At 60.5% G+C, this 17,450-nt stretch carries 21 protein-coding genes; 12 read left to right on the top strand and 9 right to left on the bottom strand.

Annotated features, from left to right (window positions below; translation table 11 throughout):
- Positions 1-110 precede the first annotated feature (110 nt).
- Positions 111-833, bottom strand: a complete 723-nt coding sequence (locus I9182_RS09940) for a hypothetical protein (RefSeq protein WP_209598131.1) — start codon at positions 831-833, stop codon at positions 111-113.
- Positions 834-1,137: 304 nt separating this feature from the next.
- On the opposite strand from I9182_RS09940, the gene I9182_RS09935 reads away from it, so the two are divergent.
- A complete protein-coding gene (locus I9182_RS09935) occupies positions 1,138-1,587 on the top strand; it encodes a hypothetical protein (RefSeq protein WP_209598130.1) in 450 nt (149 codons plus the stop codon).
- A 101-nt stretch (positions 1,588-1,688) separates the two neighbouring features.
- Here I9182_RS09935 and I9182_RS09930 read toward each other — a convergent pair whose 3' ends face one another.
- The 3 genes from I9182_RS09930 to I9182_RS09920 all read right to left on the bottom strand — a co-directional run bounded on the left by I9182_RS09930 (position 1,689) and on the right by I9182_RS09920 (position 3,475).
- Positions 1,689-2,105 (bottom strand): type II toxin-antitoxin system Phd/YefM family antitoxin, encoded by a 417-nt coding sequence (locus tag I9182_RS09930; protein WP_209598129.1) that lies wholly within the window; start codon positions 2,103-2,105, stop codon positions 1,689-1,691.
- 830 nt (positions 2,106-2,935) lie between these two features.
- Complete coding sequence (locus tag I9182_RS09925) at positions 2,936-3,073, bottom strand: entericidin A/B family lipoprotein (protein ID WP_209505735.1); 138 nt, start codon at positions 3,071-3,073, stop codon at positions 2,936-2,938.
- Positions 3,074-3,133: 60 nt separating this feature from the next.
- Positions 3,134-3,475, bottom strand: coding sequence for a metalloregulator ArsR/SmtB family transcription factor (locus tag I9182_RS09920; RefSeq protein WP_209505737.1), 342 nt, complete (start codon positions 3,473-3,475; stop codon positions 3,134-3,136).
- Between the two features lie 359 nt (positions 3,476-3,834).
- On the opposite strand from I9182_RS09920, the gene I9182_RS09915 reads away from it, so the two are divergent.
- The 6 genes from I9182_RS09915 to I9182_RS09890 all read left to right on the top strand — a co-directional run bounded on the left by I9182_RS09915 (position 3,835) and on the right by I9182_RS09890 (position 7,716).
- Positions 3,835-4,467, top strand: a complete 633-nt coding sequence (locus I9182_RS09915) for an ATP-dependent Clp protease proteolytic subunit (RefSeq protein WP_209505739.1) — start codon at positions 3,835-3,837, stop codon at positions 4,465-4,467.
- A gap of 132 nt (positions 4,468-4,599) precedes the next feature.
- The gene (gene clpX / locus I9182_RS09910) at positions 4,600-5,868 is read left to right on the top strand and encodes an ATP-dependent Clp protease ATP-binding subunit ClpX (protein ID WP_209505741.1); all 1,269 of its coding nucleotides are present in this window, start codon (positions 4,600-4,602) and stop codon (positions 5,866-5,868) included.
- 192 nt (positions 5,869-6,060) lie between these two features.
- Entirely contained in the window at positions 6,061-6,423 is a 363-nt protein-coding gene (locus I9182_RS09905) for a RidA family protein (protein ID WP_209598128.1), read from the top strand.
- A gap of 80 nt (positions 6,424-6,503) precedes the next feature.
- The gene (locus tag I9182_RS09900) at positions 6,504-6,887 is read left to right on the top strand and encodes an NADH:ubiquinone oxidoreductase subunit NDUFA12 (RefSeq protein WP_209505745.1); all 384 of its coding nucleotides are present in this window, start codon (positions 6,504-6,506) and stop codon (positions 6,885-6,887) included.
- Between the two features lie 11 nt (positions 6,888-6,898).
- Positions 6,899-7,351: an outer membrane lipid asymmetry maintenance protein MlaD gene (gene mlaD, locus I9182_RS09895; protein WP_209505747.1), complete on the top strand. Its 453-nt coding sequence runs from the start codon at positions 6,899-6,901 to the stop codon at positions 7,349-7,351.
- On the top strand, positions 7,348-7,716 hold the full coding sequence (locus tag I9182_RS09890; protein ID WP_209598127.1) for a DUF2155 domain-containing protein: 369 nt from the start codon (positions 7,348-7,350) through the stop codon (positions 7,714-7,716). Before mlaD ends, I9182_RS09890 begins: the two co-directional genes overlap by 4 nt.
- On the opposite strand, the gene aat is transcribed toward I9182_RS09890, so the two are convergent.
- From aat to I9182_RS09870, 4 genes are all read right to left on the bottom strand, one after another.
- Positions 7,662-8,303, bottom strand: coding sequence for a leucyl/phenylalanyl-tRNA--protein transferase (gene aat, locus I9182_RS09885; RefSeq protein WP_245222579.1), 642 nt, complete (start codon positions 8,301-8,303; stop codon positions 7,662-7,664). The genes I9182_RS09890 and aat overlap by 55 nt on opposite strands.
- Before the next feature lie 48 nt (positions 8,304-8,351).
- Positions 8,352-9,701 carry an acetyl-CoA carboxylase biotin carboxylase subunit gene (accC, locus tag I9182_RS09880; protein WP_209505751.1) on the bottom strand — a complete coding sequence of 450 codons (1,350 nt, stop codon included), beginning with the start codon at positions 9,699-9,701 and terminating at the stop codon, positions 8,352-8,354.
- 9 nt (positions 9,702-9,710) lie between these two features.
- Positions 9,711-10,205: an acetyl-CoA carboxylase biotin carboxyl carrier protein gene (gene accB / locus I9182_RS09875; protein WP_209598126.1), complete on the bottom strand. Its 495-nt coding sequence runs from the start codon at positions 10,203-10,205 to the stop codon at positions 9,711-9,713.
- A gap of 151 nt (positions 10,206-10,356) precedes the next feature.
- Positions 10,357-10,893 (bottom strand): helix-turn-helix transcriptional regulator, encoded by a 537-nt coding sequence (locus I9182_RS09870; protein ID WP_209505755.1) that lies wholly within the window; start codon positions 10,891-10,893, stop codon positions 10,357-10,359.
- 208 nt (positions 10,894-11,101) lie between these two features.
- Here I9182_RS09870 and I9182_RS09865 point away from each other — a divergent pair, with 208 nt between their 5' ends.
- The 5 genes from I9182_RS09865 (at position 11,102) to I9182_RS09845 (ending at position 17,011) form a co-directional block, all read left to right on the top strand.
- A complete protein-coding gene (locus I9182_RS09865) occupies positions 11,102-12,394 on the top strand; it encodes a helix-turn-helix transcriptional regulator (protein WP_209598125.1) in 1,293 nt (430 codons plus the stop codon).
- A gap of 77 nt (positions 12,395-12,471) precedes the next feature.
- Positions 12,472-12,852 carry a response regulator gene (locus I9182_RS09860; protein ID WP_209505759.1) on the top strand — a complete coding sequence of 127 codons (381 nt, stop codon included), beginning with the start codon at positions 12,472-12,474 and terminating at the stop codon, positions 12,850-12,852.
- Positions 12,849-13,157, top strand: a complete 309-nt coding sequence (locus tag I9182_RS09855) for a hypothetical protein (protein ID WP_209505761.1) — start codon at positions 12,849-12,851, stop codon at positions 13,155-13,157. The genes I9182_RS09860 and I9182_RS09855 overlap by 4 nt, the downstream gene beginning before the upstream one ends.
- Entirely contained in the window at positions 13,157-15,835 is a 2,679-nt protein-coding gene (locus I9182_RS09850) for a sensor histidine kinase (RefSeq protein WP_209505764.1), read from the top strand. The genes I9182_RS09855 and I9182_RS09850 overlap by 1 nt, the downstream gene beginning before the upstream one ends.
- 78 nt (positions 15,836-15,913) lie before the next feature.
- Positions 15,914-17,011, top strand: a complete 1,098-nt coding sequence (locus I9182_RS09845) for a FliM/FliN family flagellar motor C-terminal domain-containing protein (RefSeq protein ID WP_209598124.1) — start codon at positions 15,914-15,916, stop codon at positions 17,009-17,011.
- 3 nt (positions 17,012-17,014) lie between these two features.
- On the opposite strand, the gene I9182_RS09840 is transcribed toward I9182_RS09845, so the two are convergent.
- Positions 17,015-17,446 carry a TIGR01244 family sulfur transferase gene (locus tag I9182_RS09840; protein ID WP_209598123.1) on the bottom strand — a complete coding sequence of 144 codons (432 nt, stop codon included), beginning with the start codon at positions 17,444-17,446 and terminating at the stop codon, positions 17,015-17,017.
- Positions 17,447-17,450 lie beyond the last annotated feature (4 nt).

Below are 17,450 nucleotides of genomic sequence, written 5' to 3'. Positions count from 1 at the left end.
GGCGGGCTGAAGCCCGCCCTACGGGGTGGGGTTGGTATCTGCGCTTGCGCCATTGGGGTTCTGGCCGTTTGCGGCCCTCGGGTCTGCGGATCAACCGTCTGACCCACACCTCACCCGCGCGGCACCAGATGCAACCATTGCATCGGAAAACCGCGACCTTCGGACAGGATCGGCCATTTGAAATCATCCCCCAACCGGATAATCTCATCCATCTCGGACGTGTCGCGCACGCTTCCGTCCACATAGGCGACATCAAAATACCCGGCGCAGAACGCTTCGATCGCTTTCAGTTTCGCATCGCCATCCTCCACCATCTGGGGGTGCAGTTCGATCAGGAATTCCGATCTGCGGAAATGCGTCAGAAAATCTTCGGTCAACAGGCTGAATTCGACACCCTCGATATCGATCAGAAAGAAAATGTCCGCCGGGTCAGGGGCCACGCTTGCGATGTTTTCAACCGTGTCCGTCAGCGCATCCCCAAACACCGCCACGCGGTCGCCCACGCCGTTATGTTCCGCCGTTTCCCGGATCACATCCCGGCCTTTTGCCGAAACCTCAAAGCACACGCTTTTTTCGAACTGCCCGGCGGCCACCAGCCCGACGCCCCAAAAGCCGTCCGCCGCCCCGATATCCACCAGCACCGGCTTGTCCGAGTTGCTCAGCACCTTCAGGTTCTGCTGCTCATACAGGCCAAAGATTTTCGTGGCCGTATCCGAATGCCCGCCCCAGAACGCGTTTTCGACAAAGCGAAACCCTTTCATCGGCCCGCACAGCACCTGTCCGCGGCTTTGTTCCAGCACGAACAGCGAAAACTCGTTGCGGAACCTGCGCACAGTGCTCTTGAACTCTCGATGTTGTCGTTTTGGAAATCGCATGTTCTGTCTGGGGCTTTTCAAGTTGGATCGGACGCCCCCGGATGAGGGCAGTTATTTGAAATCCCTGTTTAAGTTGTGGCGCGCGGTGTTGGAAGGAAAAACGCAATGCGCAATACCGGGCAGGGTGGGGTTTTCTTCTTGCCCACCTTTCCCGCGCATAAACCCTTAATGAAGTTTCCCTTAGGTAAGTTGTAACAGCCTCTCGCCCTCCCAATCTGTTCAGCAGGCCAGCAACGGCCGTGAACTCAAAAGGAGAGAGCCTATGACCAGATACATGACTGCCGGAGCAGCCGCTTTGGCCACGACCCTCGCCCTTGGAACGGCCGCGCTGGCCGATACCATGCCCGATCTGCGGGGCACATGGACGGGTAGCTATACCACTGTTCAACCCAGCCATTATCACAAAGGCGATCAACCCCGGATCAATCAGGCCGAATGGATGCTCGATGTCCAGGTGCAGGATGGCAATGTGTTCTGGGGGCCCAGCAAATGGCGCCGCGATGGCGATACCGAATGGTATGAAAACGAGGCCACCGGAACCATCAGCCTCGATGAGTCAGGCAAAATCGGTATGGTCGAAACCGCCCCTCTGCTGATCGGGGCCAATGCGCTGATTGATGCGCGGTACGCGGACGGCAAGATCTATGCCGACTTCCGTAGCCTGCGGAACGGAACGACTTACAGCACCGTTCTGGAACGTCAGGTGAACTGAAGCGTTTCCGGCCCGGTCGGGTTGTTAAGGGGTATAAGCCGCCGTTGCTCACGGATTGCGGCGGAGGGGGTGTTGGTACCACCGCCGGGCCGGAACGCTTCTCAGAAACGGAACCAGCGTCTCCAGAGTGAGGAGACAGGCCGGGCGGCCAGTTCACCGCCTGCGACAGGATCCAGACCGCCCCGCGCAAGAATGCGGCGTTCCTCGGCGCGGGTCATCTGGATCTCGCGGACCTTCAGCGCGGCCTCGCGCGCGGTGACATAGCGGCCGTCCGGTCCCGGTTCCATGCCGGGGATGTTGCGCCCTTTTGACCACATCCCGCGCAGCCCCGACAGCGGGTGTTTCCATCCGATCTCCTCGTCATCCTGCAACTGCCAGATCCGGTTGGCCTCGGTCATCGAGACCAGCGCGGCCAGCGGCTTGCCGTGCCGGGTCAGGATGATCACCTCGCGCGGGTCCTGGGCGCGGGTGATCAGCGGCCCCAGATGGGCGCGGGCGTAGGAAATGGTGCAGCGCATCGGCGAATCTCCGTCTGTACGATTCGTAAGATTGGGGGTCCGAGCGTTGTACAAATCGCACAATTTCGGCCTAACGGTCCGCACGGAGCGTTTTGCACCCGCAGCATCGCAGGAATTTCGGGTGCCGGGGTCACGTCCGGTTTTTTCCGCCCTCAACCCTTCGCGGGATCGGGGATTCTCGGGTTATCCACAAAACTCTCCCGCCGGATATCAACATCTTATCCCCGTCTAATTTTCATGCTGCAGTGCTATTTTCTTGTCGGATGCAGGGCGTGGTGCAACAGTCATCTCACCGCACAGGGTCTTCGGAACCGGGGCGGGGCGCAAAGGCCAAGGGGGCCTGAGCAGAGAAGGGCGGATCTTAGGATTTGCGTTTAGCTGCAAGGGCTTACCGGTAGGTGATCAGCCGGAAATGGGTCGTAGACCCAGGTCGGGTGGCCATCTTCTCAGACGGCCAATGCATGTCGCGATGGACCTTAGGGGACAAAGCGGCGGCTGCAGTCTCTCAGGGGGCTGGGGCGACTGGATCGGAGTGCTCCTCGGGGTACGTCGACCCGGTAAGGCGTCAGGGCGTATCCGAAAGGGTACATGCAAAGACCGCGTCTGCGCACCTGACGCCTTTTCCTTTGCCGAAATTCGGTTTCATACAGGCTACCACTCACCCCTGCCGAACGGGAACGGGGCTCTTCTGCGTGCGCGAAAGAGCCCCGATTTAGTGTCAGATATGCAATGCCGCGTCTATGCACCTGTAGGGCTAGACTACTGCGTGTGGGCGCAATCTTCAACCATATATTGCGTTAATGTCCGGCTCGCCCGCAAGATAAGCGCGCTTACAGGCTTTCCTGCACGTCCGAAGCTGCGTTCTGGATTGCATCCCCGGCCTTTTCGATATCTTTGCCCGCGCCTTTGGCGGTTTCGCAGGCGGTCAGTGCAAACAGGCTCAGGCCAATCAGAATTACGCGGATCATGTGTGTCTCCTCAGTGCTCGATACGGATTCGGTAGCACCTTTCTCGACACCAAGCCAGAGCTAGCCTCTGTCGTCACCGCAGAACAGCTCGTACACCACCTCAAGCATCCGGCGCGGGCGATCATCGGCCAACCGGTAAAAGATGGTTTTGCCCTCTCTGCGCGGTATCACTAGCCCCTCCAGACGCAGGCGGGAAAGCTGTTGCGAAACAGCGGCTTGTCTGGCGGACAGCAGTTCCTCCAGTTCGGTGACAGATTTCTCACCGGACACCAGGTGGCACAGGATCATCAGCCGGCCTTCGTGACTGATTGCCTTGAGGAAGTTGGACGCGCGTGTCGCGTTATCGACCATACGATCCAGGTCGTGTTGCGGCATGTCCTGGGACAGCTGTGGAAGTGCCATCGAATGTGTTCCTTGTGAACCCGTTGACCGGGCATAGTTTCCGTTACGTAAAGCTCGTCGCCTGCGAGCCACCTCAGTACATGTTTCGATCAATTATTGCTATATGTATGAATCAAAAAACCGTGATGAAAAAAGGGGAACCCGCAGCCGTTTTCCCCGCAGCCCATTTGGCAGGGCGTAATCACGGATAGGGTGCTGCTGCGGAACAGCGGCAGGTGTGACAATCCTATTGACGGCGGTCCACATTCATTCCGCGTTCTCACCGACACCCCCTTGCAGCCCCCCGGAGCCAACACTAAGACTCAGGTAACACTTGTTGGGATAATGTCCCGATCCACAGCAAAACAGGCAGGTTACGAATGTTCGATCCCGTAGATACCTACATGAATACGCTTGTCCCCATGGTCGTTGAACAGACCAGCCGGGGCGAGCGCGCGTATGATATTTTCTCCCGCCTGCTGAAAGAGCGGATCATCTTCATCAACGGCCCGATTCACGATGGCATGAGCCATCTGGTCGTGGCGCAGCTGCTGCACCTTGAAGCGGAAAACCCCAACAAGGAAATCTCGATCTACATCAACTCGCCCGGTGGCGTGGTGACCAGCGGTTTGTCGATTTACGATACAATGCAGTATATCAAGCCGAAATGTTCCACGTTGGTGATCGGTCAGGCGGCCTCGATGGGATCGGTTCTGCTGGCCGGCGGCGAGAAAGGGATGCGCTTTTCGCTGCCCAACAGCCGGATCATGGTGCACCAGCCCAGCGGCGGATATCAGGGTCAGGCCAGCGATATCATGATCCACGCGGCCGAGACGCAAAAACTCAAGGATCGCCTTTATGATATCTATGTGCGTCATACCGGGCAGACAAAAAAGGCGGTTGAAAAAGCGCTGGACCGTGACAATTTCATGAGCCCGGAAGAGGCCAAGGAATGGGGCCACATCGACGAAATCGTGGAAAACCGCGCAAAAATGGACGCGGATGAGGTCTGAGTTTCGGAGCCTGCACCACCGGTGCAGGAACCATTTTGAGATTGTAGCGGCCAAAGCGCTGGCCTAAGCTGCACAAACAGGCGAAAACGCATTCCCGCCGGGGGTGCTGGGATGAGGCCCGAAAGGTAGATCATGGCGACGAATTCAGGCGGTGACGGGAAAAACACGCTCTACTGCAGCTTCTGCGGCAAAAGCCAGCATGAGGTGCGCAAGCTGATCGCAGGCCCGACCGTTTTCATCTGTGATGAATGTGTCGAACTTTGCATGGACATCATCCGCGAAGAGACCAAGGCCAGCGGGCTGAAATCTTCGGACGGCGTTCCGACGCCCAAGGATATCTGTGAGGTGCTGGACGATTATGTGATCGGTCAAGCCACCGCAAAACGCGTCCTGTCGGTCGCGGTCCACAACCACTACAAACGTCTGAACCACGCCCAGAAAGCAGGCAATGATATAGAACTGGCGAAATCCAATATTCTGCTGATCGGCCCCACCGGCTGTGGCAAGACGCTGCTTGCGCAGACGCTGGCCCGGATACTGGATGTTCCCTTTACCATGGCCGATGCCACCACGCTGACCGAAGCCGGTTACGTGGGCGAGGATGTTGAAAACATCATTCTCAAGCTTTTGCAGGCCAGCGAATACAATGTCGAACGCGCGCAGCGCGGCATCGTCTATATCGACGAGGTCGACAAGATCACCCGCAAATCCGAGAACCCGTCGATCACACGCGACGTGTCCGGTGAAGGCGTACAGCAGGCGCTGCTGAAACTGATGGAAGGCACCGTGGCCAGCGTTCCGCCGCAGGGCGGCCGCAAACACCCGCAGCAGGAATTCCTGCAGGTGGACACCACGAACATCCTGTTCATCTGTGGCGGCGCTTTTGCGGGTCTGGACAGGATCATTGCGCAACGCGGCAAGGGCTCGGCCATGGGTTTTGGCGCCGATGTGCGCGACAATGACGAGCGCGGCGTAGGCGAGATCTTCAAAGATCTGGAACCCGAGGACCTGCTGAAATTTGGCCTGATCCCGGAATTCGTCGGTCGTCTGCCGGTTCTGGCAACGCTGGAGGATCTGGACGAGGAAGCACTGGTCACCATCCTGACCAAGCCAAAGAACGCCCTGGTCAAGCAATACCAGCGCCTGTTCGAGCTGGAAGATGTTGAGCTGGGCTTTACCGATGACGCGCTGAAGGCAATTGCCAAGAAAGCCATCGAGCGCAAAACCGGTGCACGTGGTTTGCGGTCTATTCTCGAGGATATCCTGCTGGACACCATGTTCGAACTGCCGGGCATGAAAAACGTCAGCGAGGTTGTGGTGAACGAAGAGGCGGTAATGTCCGACGCGCAGCCGCTGTTCATCTATGCCGATGCGGCCAAGGAATCGGCCTCGGCGGGTTGAGGCCGGGCTTTTTACCGCGACGGTGGGACTTCAGTTGAACCGGTTCAGGGGGCTCTGCCCCCGCTGCCCTTCGGGCATCTCCCCGGGATATTTATAGCCAGATGAAGCTGGGGATCCGCCGCTCGCACATCAGGGTCGGTGCGGTCAGGCAGCGGGAGCTTAGTAGTTTTCGAACGACAAAGGTGACGGATTATGACGGTGAAGCGCATTTCTTCGGGCGGTGAGTTTGAGGCGAAAGTCGGCTATTGCCGCGCAGTGGTTGCGGGCGGCTGGGTTCATGTCGCCGGGACCGTCGGGCAGGGCGAGGACGTGGTGGCGCAATGCCGGTCTGCGCTGGACATCATCGGCAAGGTGCTGGCTGAGGCGGGCGCGGGTTTTGAAGATGTGGTTCGGGTCACCTACATGTTGCCGGACCGCAATGAATTCGCGCCGTGCTGGCCGGTTCTGGCCGAGACGTTTGGCGCCAACCCACCGGCTGCGACGATGATCGAATGCGGTTTGATTGATCCGAAGTACCGGATCGAGATCGAAGTGACCGCCTTCCTGCCGCAGTGACGCTGGAAGCCCAAGGGGCACTGGACCTTGGCGAGCCTTTGGTCCATACCTTCTCTCGACCGAAATGCCGGAGGCAGCCGATGGGAATCCTGAACAGTCTTTTACGAGCCGTGACCTGGTGGAACGGGTCAACACTGAACACGCAGCTCTATACGGCGCGCAAGGGTGTGAAAGTGGGCGAAGACAATGAAGGCAATGTGTTTTATCGCACCGCCGACGACAGCAGGCGCTGGGTGATTTTCAATGGCGAGGCCGAAGCCAGCCGGGTTGACCCGGAATGGCACGGCTGGTTGCACCGCACCTGGGACGAACCCCCGACCGACAAACCGCTGCCGCACAAAGCCTGGGAAAAACCGCATCAGGAGAACCTGACAGGTACGGCACTGGCTTATGCACCTGCCGGGTCGCTTCGGCGGGCCCAGCCGGTTGAGCGCAGGGATTACGAGGCCTGGAGCCCGGAATAAACGAGGCGAAGATGTCGACCCATAACTGGACCGAAGTTGTTGTCGGAGGCGTCGTATTGGCCGGTGCCCTTGCTTTTGGTGTTTATGCCAGCCAATCGACCGGCCTGTCGCAAGGTGCTGCGGGCTATGAGCTGGGCGCCTCGTTCCGGTCGCTGGAAGGGGTTGGCGTCGGCACGGATGTCCGTCTTGCCGGTGTGAAAATCGGCACCGTTACCGGGGTCAAGCTGAACCCGGACACCTATCGTGCCGACACGACTTTCTCTGTTGCCGAAGGCGTTCTTGTACCCGATGACAGCGCCATCGTGATCTCGTCCGAAGGGCTGTTGGGTGGGAACTTTGTCGAAGTCATGCCTGGCGGTTCGCCCTTCTTTTTTGAACCTGGAGACGAGATTCAGGATACCCAGGGTGCGGTCAGCCTGATTTCGCTGCTGGTCAAGTTCGTAGCCGGAGATGGCAGCGAATGATGCGCGCCGCCCTGATTGCCCTGTTGCTGGCTGGAACCGGCGCCGTCGCGCAGCAGAAAGTCAACTCTGGCCCCGGCGCCATGCTGCGCGGGCTCGACAAAGTCAGTGGCCAGACGGTTGATATCGAATTGCAGACAGGTCAAACCGAAGCTGTGTTCGGGCTGGATGTGGCGCTGGGGGATTGCCGGTATCCGGTGGATAACCCGACAGGCGATGCCTTCGCCTATCTGACCATTTGGGAAATGGGCAAAGCGGATCAGCTATTTGATGGCTGGATGATCGCGACCTCTCCGGCGCTGAATGCGCTGGATCACGCGCGGTATGACGTTTGGGTCATCCGTTGTATCACGCCTTCTGCGGACTGAGTGATCGGCGCAGCAAAATCGGCGCTCTGGTTCAGGGCTTCTTCCAGTTCTTTCTTGTAAGCCCCACGCGGGATTTCGATCGCCCCAAGGGATGCCAGATGCGCGGTCAGGAACTGCGTGTCAAACAGGTGAAAGCCGGTTTGCCGCAACCGGTCCACAAGATAGGCGAGCGCGATTTTCGAGGCATCCGTGCGGCGCGAAAACATGCTTTCGCCAAAGAACGCGGCCCCCAGCGTCACGCCATAAACGCCGCCCACCAGCGCCGCTCCGTCCCAGACTTCCAGTGAATGCGCATGGCCGGATTGATGCAGCTGGCGATAAAGGGCGTGCAGTTCCGCGTTGATCCAGGTGTCGGACCGGTCAGCGCACCCATCAACAACGCCGGAGAAATCCCGATTGATTGAAATCTCGAACCCGCAGTTCCGGATGCGGCGCGCAAGGCTGCGCGAGATGTGGAACCCGTCCAGCGGAAATATCCCGCGAAACTTGGGATCAACCCAGAACAGTTCAGGATCGTCGCGGTGTTCGGCCATCGGGAAAATGCCGATGGAATACCCGTGCAGCAGCAGTTCTGGGGTCAGGCTCATGCCGGTGATAGGGCGACCAGAGGGCGCGGGCCCTCTGGCACTTGGCCCTTATTTTTCCATGTTCTCCGCAAGCCAGCGCTCCAGCCAGTGGATGTTGTACTCGCCGCTGTGCAGATCGGGCTCCTGCAACAGGGCGTGGAACAGGGGCACGGTGGTGTCGATACCGTCGACGATCAACTCGCCCAACGCGCGTTGCAGACGCGCCAGCGCCTCGGCCCGGTCGCGGCCCTGCACGATCAGCTTGCCAATCAGCGAGTCGTAATAGGGCGGGATCGAATAGCCGTCATAAAGCGCCGAATCCATCCGCACGCCCAGACCGCCCGGCGCGTGATAGGCCGTGATCTTGCCAGGGCAGGGCGAAAAATTCGGCAGCTTTTCTGCGTTGATCCGAACCTCGATGGCGTGACCGTTGATCTTCAGATCGTCCTGACCGAATGACATTGGTTCACCCGCTGCGACAAGGATTTGTTCGCGCACCAGATCGACGCCAAAGATCCCTTCGGTGACCGGGTGTTCCACCTGAAGGCGAGTGTTCATCTCGATGAAATAGAACTCGCCCTTTTCATACAGGAACTCGATGGTGCCTGCGCCGATATAGTTGATCTTGGCCACCGCGTCGGCGCAGATCTTGCCGATCCGGGCGCGCTCTTCGGCGGTGATGCAGGGGCCGGGGGCCTCTTCAAAGACCTTCTGGTGACGGCGCTGCAACGAACAGTCACGTTCGCCCAGATGCACCGCATTGCCCTTGCCGTCGCCAAAGACCTGAATCTCGATATGGCGCGGCGTGGTCAGATATTTCTCGATATAGACCTCGTCATTGCCAAAGGCGGCCTTGCCTTCGGCGCGCGCAGTCATGAAGGCGCTTTCCATCTCTTTCGCGTTCATCGCGACTTTCATGCCGCGCCCACCGCCGCCAGCTGTGGCTTTGATGATGACGGGATAGCCGAATTCCTCACCGATGCGCTTGGCGTCGGCCAGCGTGGGAACGCCACCGTCCGAACCGGGAACACAAGGCACACCCAGCGCCTTCATCGTGTCCTTGGCGGTGATCTTGTCGCCCATGACGCGGATATGTTCCGCGGTGGGGCCAATGAACGTGATGCCATGATCTTCGACGATCTGCACGAACTCGGCGTTTTCGGACAAAAAGCCATAGCCGGGATGGATCGCCTGCGCGCCGGTGATCTCACAGGCCGAAATGATCGCAGGCACCGACAGATAGCTTTGCGGGCTGGGCGGGGGGCCGATGCAGACCGATTCGTCCGCCATGCGCACATGCATCGCGTCGCTGTCGGCGGTGGAGTGGACGGCAACCGTCTTTATCCCCATCTCGCGCGCGGCGCGGATGACGCGCAGGGCGATCTCGCCTCGGTTGGCAATCAGGATCTTGTCGAACATGGGCCCGCCTTACTCGATGATGACCAGAGGGGTGCCGAACTCAACAGCGTCGCCATCGCCCACCAGCACGCGCTTGATGGTGCCCGATTTGGGGGCGTGGATGTGGTTCATGGTCTTCATCGCTTCGACGATCAGCAGCGTGTCGCCTTCAGACACTGTCGCGCCGACGGAAATGAAAGCGGGCGCGCCGGGTTCCGGCTGCATATAGACCGTGCCCACCATGGGCGAGGTGACAGCGCCCGGATGGCTGGCCGGATCTTCGGCGGCAGCAGGGGCCGCCGCGGGGGCCGCAGCCGGTGCCGCAACGGGGGCGGGCGTTGCCGCAGGGACGGCCACCTGAACCGGAGCGGCCACGGTCTGTGTCATACGGCTGACGCGCACGTTCAGGCTGTCTTCTTCGCCATATTCGCGTTTGACCTGCAATTCGGTCAGATCGTTTTCGCGCAGCAACTCGGCCAGAGCCTTGATGAATGCCACATCCGCTTCGTGTTTGGTGTCTGTCATGAGTATCCTCGACGGTTCCCCTTTGGCCCGTCTGTTTCTTGCGGGCTCTGATCAAATTACGCAGGGTTATAGGCTAAGCGGCGGTGCATGAAAAGCGCCGACTCGCACCATCTGTCATGCGTTCCACGCGTATTTCAAAGGGTCGGACAGGTCACAGGGGCATCCCCGATAATTTGGCGACCAGTTCAGACAGCTTTCGCGCGCCGAATTTTTCAAGCAAACGGGCGCGGTAAGCCTCGATTGTGCGGTAACTCAGGCCCAGCTCTGCTCCGATTTCCTTGGCCGACAGGCCACGGCAGGACAGGATGGCCACTTCGCGTTCACGAATGGTCAGCTCAACCAGCGGTCGTTCCTCGGATATGTCGGAAAAGCTCCAGATACCGTGGCGGAACGGGTCGTCGGGCGTCAGCGACCGGCCCCGGGCGCGGCACCAGAACAGATCCCCGCTGCGGCGGCGCATGACGCGCTCATCCGTGTAATACCCGGTGCCGCGCATCACTTGCAGGCTGCGTTCGCCGATCCTCTCCCAATCCGCGACCGAAGGGTAAAGGTGCAACAGCGGCATGTTGCGATAGTCGTTTTCTTCTCCGCCAAAGGTGCGGGCAAATTGCAGGTTACAGCGCCGGATGATCCGGTTTTCCAGCTCAACAAGCCCGATCGGCGCATATTCAAAGGCGGGGTCGCTCATGCGTGTATGGTGCCGGGAAAGCGCGCGGAAATGAAGGGGGATGCGATGTCTTGCGCCAGATTGACGCCCGAAACCGATGCTGTGGTCTGCGCCAAGTTGTTAAAGTTGTAAATGTCAGCTGAAAAGAAATGATTAACCTGCGGAAACAGATGCTATAATCTGAAAACGAACGTGAACTTCGACGGGTCTGAATTCAGGGAAAGTAAGCATGCGCGACACGTTGACAGGCAGTCGCATTCGCGAAAGACGGCAGATTGCCGGGCTGCGGCAGGCGGAACTGGCGCGGCAGGCCGGAGTATCGGCGTCTTATCTGAACCTGATCGAACACAATCGCCGCAGGATCGGAGGCAAATTGCTGGTCGATATCGCGGCGGCGCTGGGCGTTGAACCTTCGGTCCTGACACAGGGGATCGAGGCAACTCTGGTTTCCGCCCTGCGTGAGGCGGCCGAGGATGCGGTCGGACAGAAGGCCGAGGTTGACGGGCTCGAGGAATTCGCCGGTCGCTTTCCCGGCTGGGCCGGTGTTCTGGCGCAAATGCATCGCCGTGTCGTGTCTTTGGAGCGGAACGTCGAAACCCTGTCCGACCGCCTTACGCACGACCCGCAACTGGCCGCGTCGATGCACGAGGTTCTGTCAACCGCCGCCGCGATACGCTCGACCGCCGCGATCCTTGCGGATACCCAAGATATCGAGGCCGAATGGCGCGAGCGTTTTCACAAGAACCTGCATCAGGATGCCGAACGGCTGGCGGGCAGCTCCAAGGCACTGGTGACCTTCCTCGACGAGAGCGACTCGGCGGTTGATCCACGTGCCGTTCCCCTGGAAGAGGTCGAAGCCTTCTTTGAAGCCCGCGCCTATACGATTTCCGAATTGGAAGACGGTGGCGATGTGGACGCGGTTGACCTGAGCGGGCTCAATACCTCGGCGGCGCGCACCGTTGCGCGCGAAGTTCTCAGAATCTATCGCGCAGACGCGCAGGCCCTGCCACCGGATGCTGTCAAAGCGGTTGTTCAGCAGGGTGAACCGGACCCAATTGAATTGGCGCAGCGGCTGTCTGTCGACATTGCGACTGTCCTCCGGCGGCTGGCCTTTCTGCCGGATGGCACCCTGTCACAATCGGTTGGCATGGTGCTGTGCGACGCGTCCGGAAGCATCCTGTTTCTCAAGCCGATTCAGGGGTTTACTTTGCCCCGACACGGGGATGTCTGCCCGCTCTGGCCGCTGTTCACGGCCCTCAGCCGTCCGCTGGTGCCGGTGCGCAAGCAGGTCGTCCTGACCGGCAGGTCCTCGGCCGTGTTCGACTGCGTCGCTTATGCCTGGCCGCATGCGGTGTCGGGATACGATCAGGACCCGGCCTATCGCTCGGTCATGGTGGTGCGCCCGGTCAGGGACCCGTCAGACGGGGTGCCGGTCACTCAGGTCGGGCCAAATTGCCGTGTCTGCCCAAACCGCGATTGCAAGGCCCGGCGCGAGCCGTCGATTTTGAGCGAAGGTTTTTGACACGTTCATGACAGACCGCTTAATCTGGCGGGAACCGGTCTCGGGATGGAAGACCGGTTATGGGAGGAACTGAACATATGAGCCGAAAGGTTCTGCTGATTGAGGACGAACCGAACATCGCCGAGGCTATCCGGTTCCTGCTGTCGCGCGAGGGATGGCAGGTCGAAACGCATGGCGACGGAACGGATGCGGTTCAGGTGATCCAGGGGGCGCGGCCCGATCTGGTCATTCTGGATGTCATGCTGCCGGGCAAGAACGGTATGGATATCCTGCGGGAACTCAGAAAAATGGAGGAACTGGCAGGCTTGCCGGTTCTGATGCTGACCGCACGGGGTCAGTCGCGCGACCGGGAAATGGCCGAAAACGCAGGCGTCAGCCGCTTCATGACCAAACCGTTTTCCAATGCCGAAGTTCTGACAGCCGTGCGTGACCTTCACGCGCAGGCGACGCGCTTATGATGTCCGGCGAGGGCAACAAGACCAAACCACCGGGCACACGCCCCTCGCTTTTTCTAGAACGTCAAAGCTATCGCCGTCACAGGTTGACGGATGCCGCCCGGATTTTGCCCTTTCTGGGTGCGGCGCTGCTGGCGCTTCCTTTGCTGTGGCCAGACCCGTCTGGCGGGGATGCGGCGGTGCCCCTGTCTTCGGCGATGTATTACATATTCCTCTGCTGGGGCGCGCTGATCCTGGCCGGGTTTGTCTTTGGGCTGGCCGCCCGTCGCATGGCCGCGCGCGAGGGATCGGACACGGGCGCTGAGTGATGGCCACCATAAACGTTCTGATTCTGGTTTGCCTTGCCTATGTCGTGTTCCTGTTCGCGGTGGCCTTCGCCGCGGATCGCATGGCTGCGGCCGGGCGCGGCAAATGGCTGCGTTCACCTGTGATCTACACGTTGTCCCTGTCGATCTATTGCACTGCCTGGACATTTTATGGCGCGGTGGGCAACGCCGCGCGGTCGGGGCTGGAATTTGTCACCATCTACCTCGGTCCGACGCTGGTGATGGTCGGCTGGTGGTGGGGGCTGCGCAAGCTGGTGCGCGTCGGGCGCAGCCAGCGGGTCACCTCGATCGCCGACCTGCTGTCGTCCCGGTATGGCAAGTCGAACACGCTGGCGGTCTGCGTGACCATTCTGGCGGTGCTCGGCGGCACGCCCTATATCGCGCTGCAACTGCAATCCATTACCCTGTCATTCTCGATCTTTGCCGAGGCTGACCCGTCAGGCCTCTATCGCGAAGGGTCCAGCGTGTTCTGGGTCGCGGCTGGACTGGCCGTGTTTGCCATCCTGTTCGGCACCCGCAATCTGGACGTGAACGAACGTCATCACGGTGTGGTCACGGCCATCGCAGTCGAGGCCGTTGTCAAACTGTTTGCGCTGATCGCCGTGGGCGTTTTCGTGGTTTGGGGGATCGCGGGCGGCATTGGCCCGATGATGGACCGGATCGACGCCTCGGAAATCGGCCAGTGGAACGTCGATGCCGGGCGCTGGACGACGTTTATCTTTTTGTCCGCCGCCGCCTTTATCTGCCTGCCCCGGATGTTTCAGGTGATGGTGGTGGAAAACGATGACGAGGGCCATCTCAGAACCGCTGCCTGGGCCTTTCCGCTTTACCTGCTGTTCATGAGCCTGTTTGTCGTGCCCATCGCCGTGGTCGGTCTCGACCTGCTGCCCCAGGGCGCCAACCCCGACCTCTTCGTGCTGACCGTGCCGCTGTCTCAGGGCAATGACTGGCTGGCAATGCTGTCTTTCATCGGCGGGTTTTCCTCGGCGACCTCGATGGTCATCGTCAGTGCGATGGCCCTGTCGACGATGGTGTCAAACCACGTGGTCATGCCCATCTGGCTGAACACGCAGGAAGGCACCGGCTCGGTATCGGGCGATGTGCGCAACATTGTCCTGATGGCACGCCGTGTTTCCATTGCCGCCATCATCGCGCTGGGCTTTTTCTACTACCGGCTGTCCGGGGGCGGTGCCGCGCTGGCCTCGATCGGGTTGATCGCCTTTGCCGGTATCTCGCAGATCCTGCCAGCGCTGGTTGGGGGGCTGTTCTGGCGCAGGGCAACCCGGACCGGGGCGCTGGTCGGGCTGACCGTTGGCTTTGTGCTGTGGATTTACACACTGCTGCTGCCGGGGATGGGCGGCGCGTGGATGCCCGAATCCGTGCTGCAAAACGGCTTGTTCGGCCTCGGCTGGCTGCGCCCTCATGCCCTCTTCGGGATCGAGGGGATCGATCCGATGGTGCATACGGTGATGTGGTCTTTGTCCCTGAACACGCTTGCCTTCTGCGTCGCGTCCCTGCTCAGCTTTCCCAGCCCCTTGGAACGGTTGCAGGGGGCACAGTTCGTCAACGTCTTTGATCACTCGGTCGCGCCGCGCGGGTGGTCCGGGTCGGTGGCGCAAAGCGAAGACCTGATGATCATGACGCAGCGCATTCTGGGCACCGGCCCCACGCAGGAGTTCTTTCAGGCCGAGGCGCAAAAACAGGGTGGCCGTTCGCACTTGCCGGAACCGACGCCGGGCTTTCTCAACCGTCTGGAACGCGAGCTCAGCGGCTCGGTCGGCGCGGCCATGGCCCATGCGATGATCGGCCAGATCGTGGGCGGATCGTCGGTCTCGGTCGAGGATCTGCTGGCCGTGGCAGACGAATCCGCGCAGCTGCTGGAATATTCCGGCCAGCTCGAGGAAAAGTCCTCCGAACTCAGCCGAACCGCTCGGCAATTGCGCGAGGCTAACGCCAAGCTCACCCAGATTTCCGAACAGAAGGACAGCTTCCTGAGCCAGGTCAGTCACGAATTGCGCACGCCGATGACCTCGATCCGGGCGTTTTCGGAAATCATGCGTGACACCGATGGCCTCAGCCGCCAGGAGCAGACCCGCTACGCCGCGATCATTCATGACGAAGCCCTGCGCCTGACCCGGCTGCTCGATGATCTGCTGGATCTGAGCGTGCTTGAAAACGGGCAGGTCAGCCTCAATCTCAGCGATGACAGCCTGCGCTCGGTTCTGGACCGCGCCGTGCCCAGCGCTCTGGCCGGGGCGGACCGAAAGATCACCGTCCGCCGGACCCGCACGGCCGAGCGTATTTTCCTGCATACGGATCTGGATCGGTTGGGGCAGGTGTTCATCAACCTGATCTCGAATGCGCAGAAATACTGCGACGCGGACGATCCGGTGCTGGTCATCTCTGCCCATGATGTCGGCGGGCGGGTCATCGTCGATTTCATCGACAATGGCAGTGGCATCCCACCGGGCGCGCGCTCGATGGTGTTTGAGAAATTTGCCCGCGTGGGCGGCGACAAGGCTGGCGGAGCGGGGCTTGGTCTGGCCATCTGCCGCGAAATCATGCAGCGGCTGGGGGGTGAGATCACCTATCTGCCGGGGCAGGGCGGTGCGGCCTTCCGGATCAGCCTGCCACAGGCCTACCAGCAGGCGGCGCAGTGAAGCGGCCATAAAGAACTTGGTAACGCCCGAGGGTGTAAACCGGTTGCCAGGTTCTGGAACAATTGGTGATCGGGCGTCATGTCACAAGATGTCAATGCCGCGTTGGCGCGCAAACTGTCCGTCGGGCAAAAGGATCTGGGGGATCGCCCGCGCTCGGTTCTGCGGGCGCTGCGCCTTGGGTTCGCACGGGCTGCGGGCGACCGGCTGAACCTGCCGCTGGCGGTTATCGGGGCAAAGCAATCCAACCAGTCGCAGGAGGTGCCGGGGGACGCGGCGGGGCAGGATTGGCTGCTGCTGGTGTTTGACGGCCCCGAAGGCCGCGCCGCGACCTGTCTCAACCCGAATGCGGTCTCGGCCATTGTTCAGGCCCAGACCATTGGTCAGGTCCTGTCCGGTGATCCCGGCGCACGCACGTTTACTGATACCGACGCCGCCATCGTGGCCCCCTTGATCGAAGCCGCGTTGACCGGTTCCGCCGCTTTGTTCGACGCCTCAAGCGATCAGATTTGCCTTGAAGGGCTGGAATTTACCTCGCGCGCCAAGGATTTGCGCACCCTGTCGCTGGCGATGACGGAAGATGCGTATCGCATTTTCGAACTGACCGTCGATCTCGCGAACGGAGAGCAGCAGGGCCGCATATCGGTTTTTCTGCCTGAACATCCCGCCACCTCGGATGAAGCAGAAGATAACGGGGACAAGGCTGATCTGCGCATGGATCAGTGTTCGGGCGTGATGCGGGCGGAACTGACTGCCGCGCTGTGCCGCATGTCGTTGCCGCTGTCCGACCTGTCCGGACTGCGGATCGGGGACATTCTGCCGTTGCGCGGGGCGCGTCTGGACCGGACCGAGGTTCTGACGATTGACCGGACACGCGCAGGTATCGGTCGCCTTGGGCAATGCGGTGGTCTCCGCGCCGTGCGGCTGAATGAAACCGCTGCATTGCCAGCCCTGACCGGCGCTGACGCGCAGGACTTCATCGCCAGCAAAAGTGGAACACCACCGCAGGGTCATCCGGTCGAACCAACTGTGCATGATGCGCACGCCCAGACCGTCCCGGCCGGGGTGTCAGATCTGACAGACAGCGATCTGATCGTGAACGATTCCGAACGGATGGTCGCGGAAATCACGCAGCTTGCGGGGCTGGGGCCGACGGACCTTGGCAGCAATACTGAGTGACGCTCAGCCGCTAGTGCCGCGGATCTGGTCCAGCATGGGGCGCAGATTGTCCAGCTGATACCCGGCTTTGCCGGTCGCACTCAGGATGTCGTCTGTGCTCATGTGGTCGCACTGGCCCAGCGCCCAAACCACCGAACACCGCGTGCCTGAGGCGCAATAGGCCAGTACAGGACCACTGCCGTTTTCCGCCATGTCGCGCTGCCGCTTCACGTTCTCAGGCGTCATCGTCTGATGGGTCAGCTCCAGCACCTCGTATTCCATACCGGCAGCCCGCACCGCTTCGCCGATCGCGTCGGATTGCATGGCCGGGGGAACTTCGGCATTGGGCCGGTTGCAGATCACCTTGGCAAAGCCAGCCTCGGCAATGGCCGGAACATCCTCGACCGTGATCTGCGGCGAGACAGCATAGCGGGGGGTGATCTGACGAATCTCCATGCCA

It is taken from the genome of Ruegeria sp. HKCCSP351 (genome assembly GCF_017872535.1).
In the GTDB taxonomy this organism is placed as follows: Bacteria; Pseudomonadota; Alphaproteobacteria; order Rhodobacterales; family Rhodobacteraceae; genus Ruegeria.
This window is presented reverse-complemented; position numbering and strand designations above follow the sequence as displayed.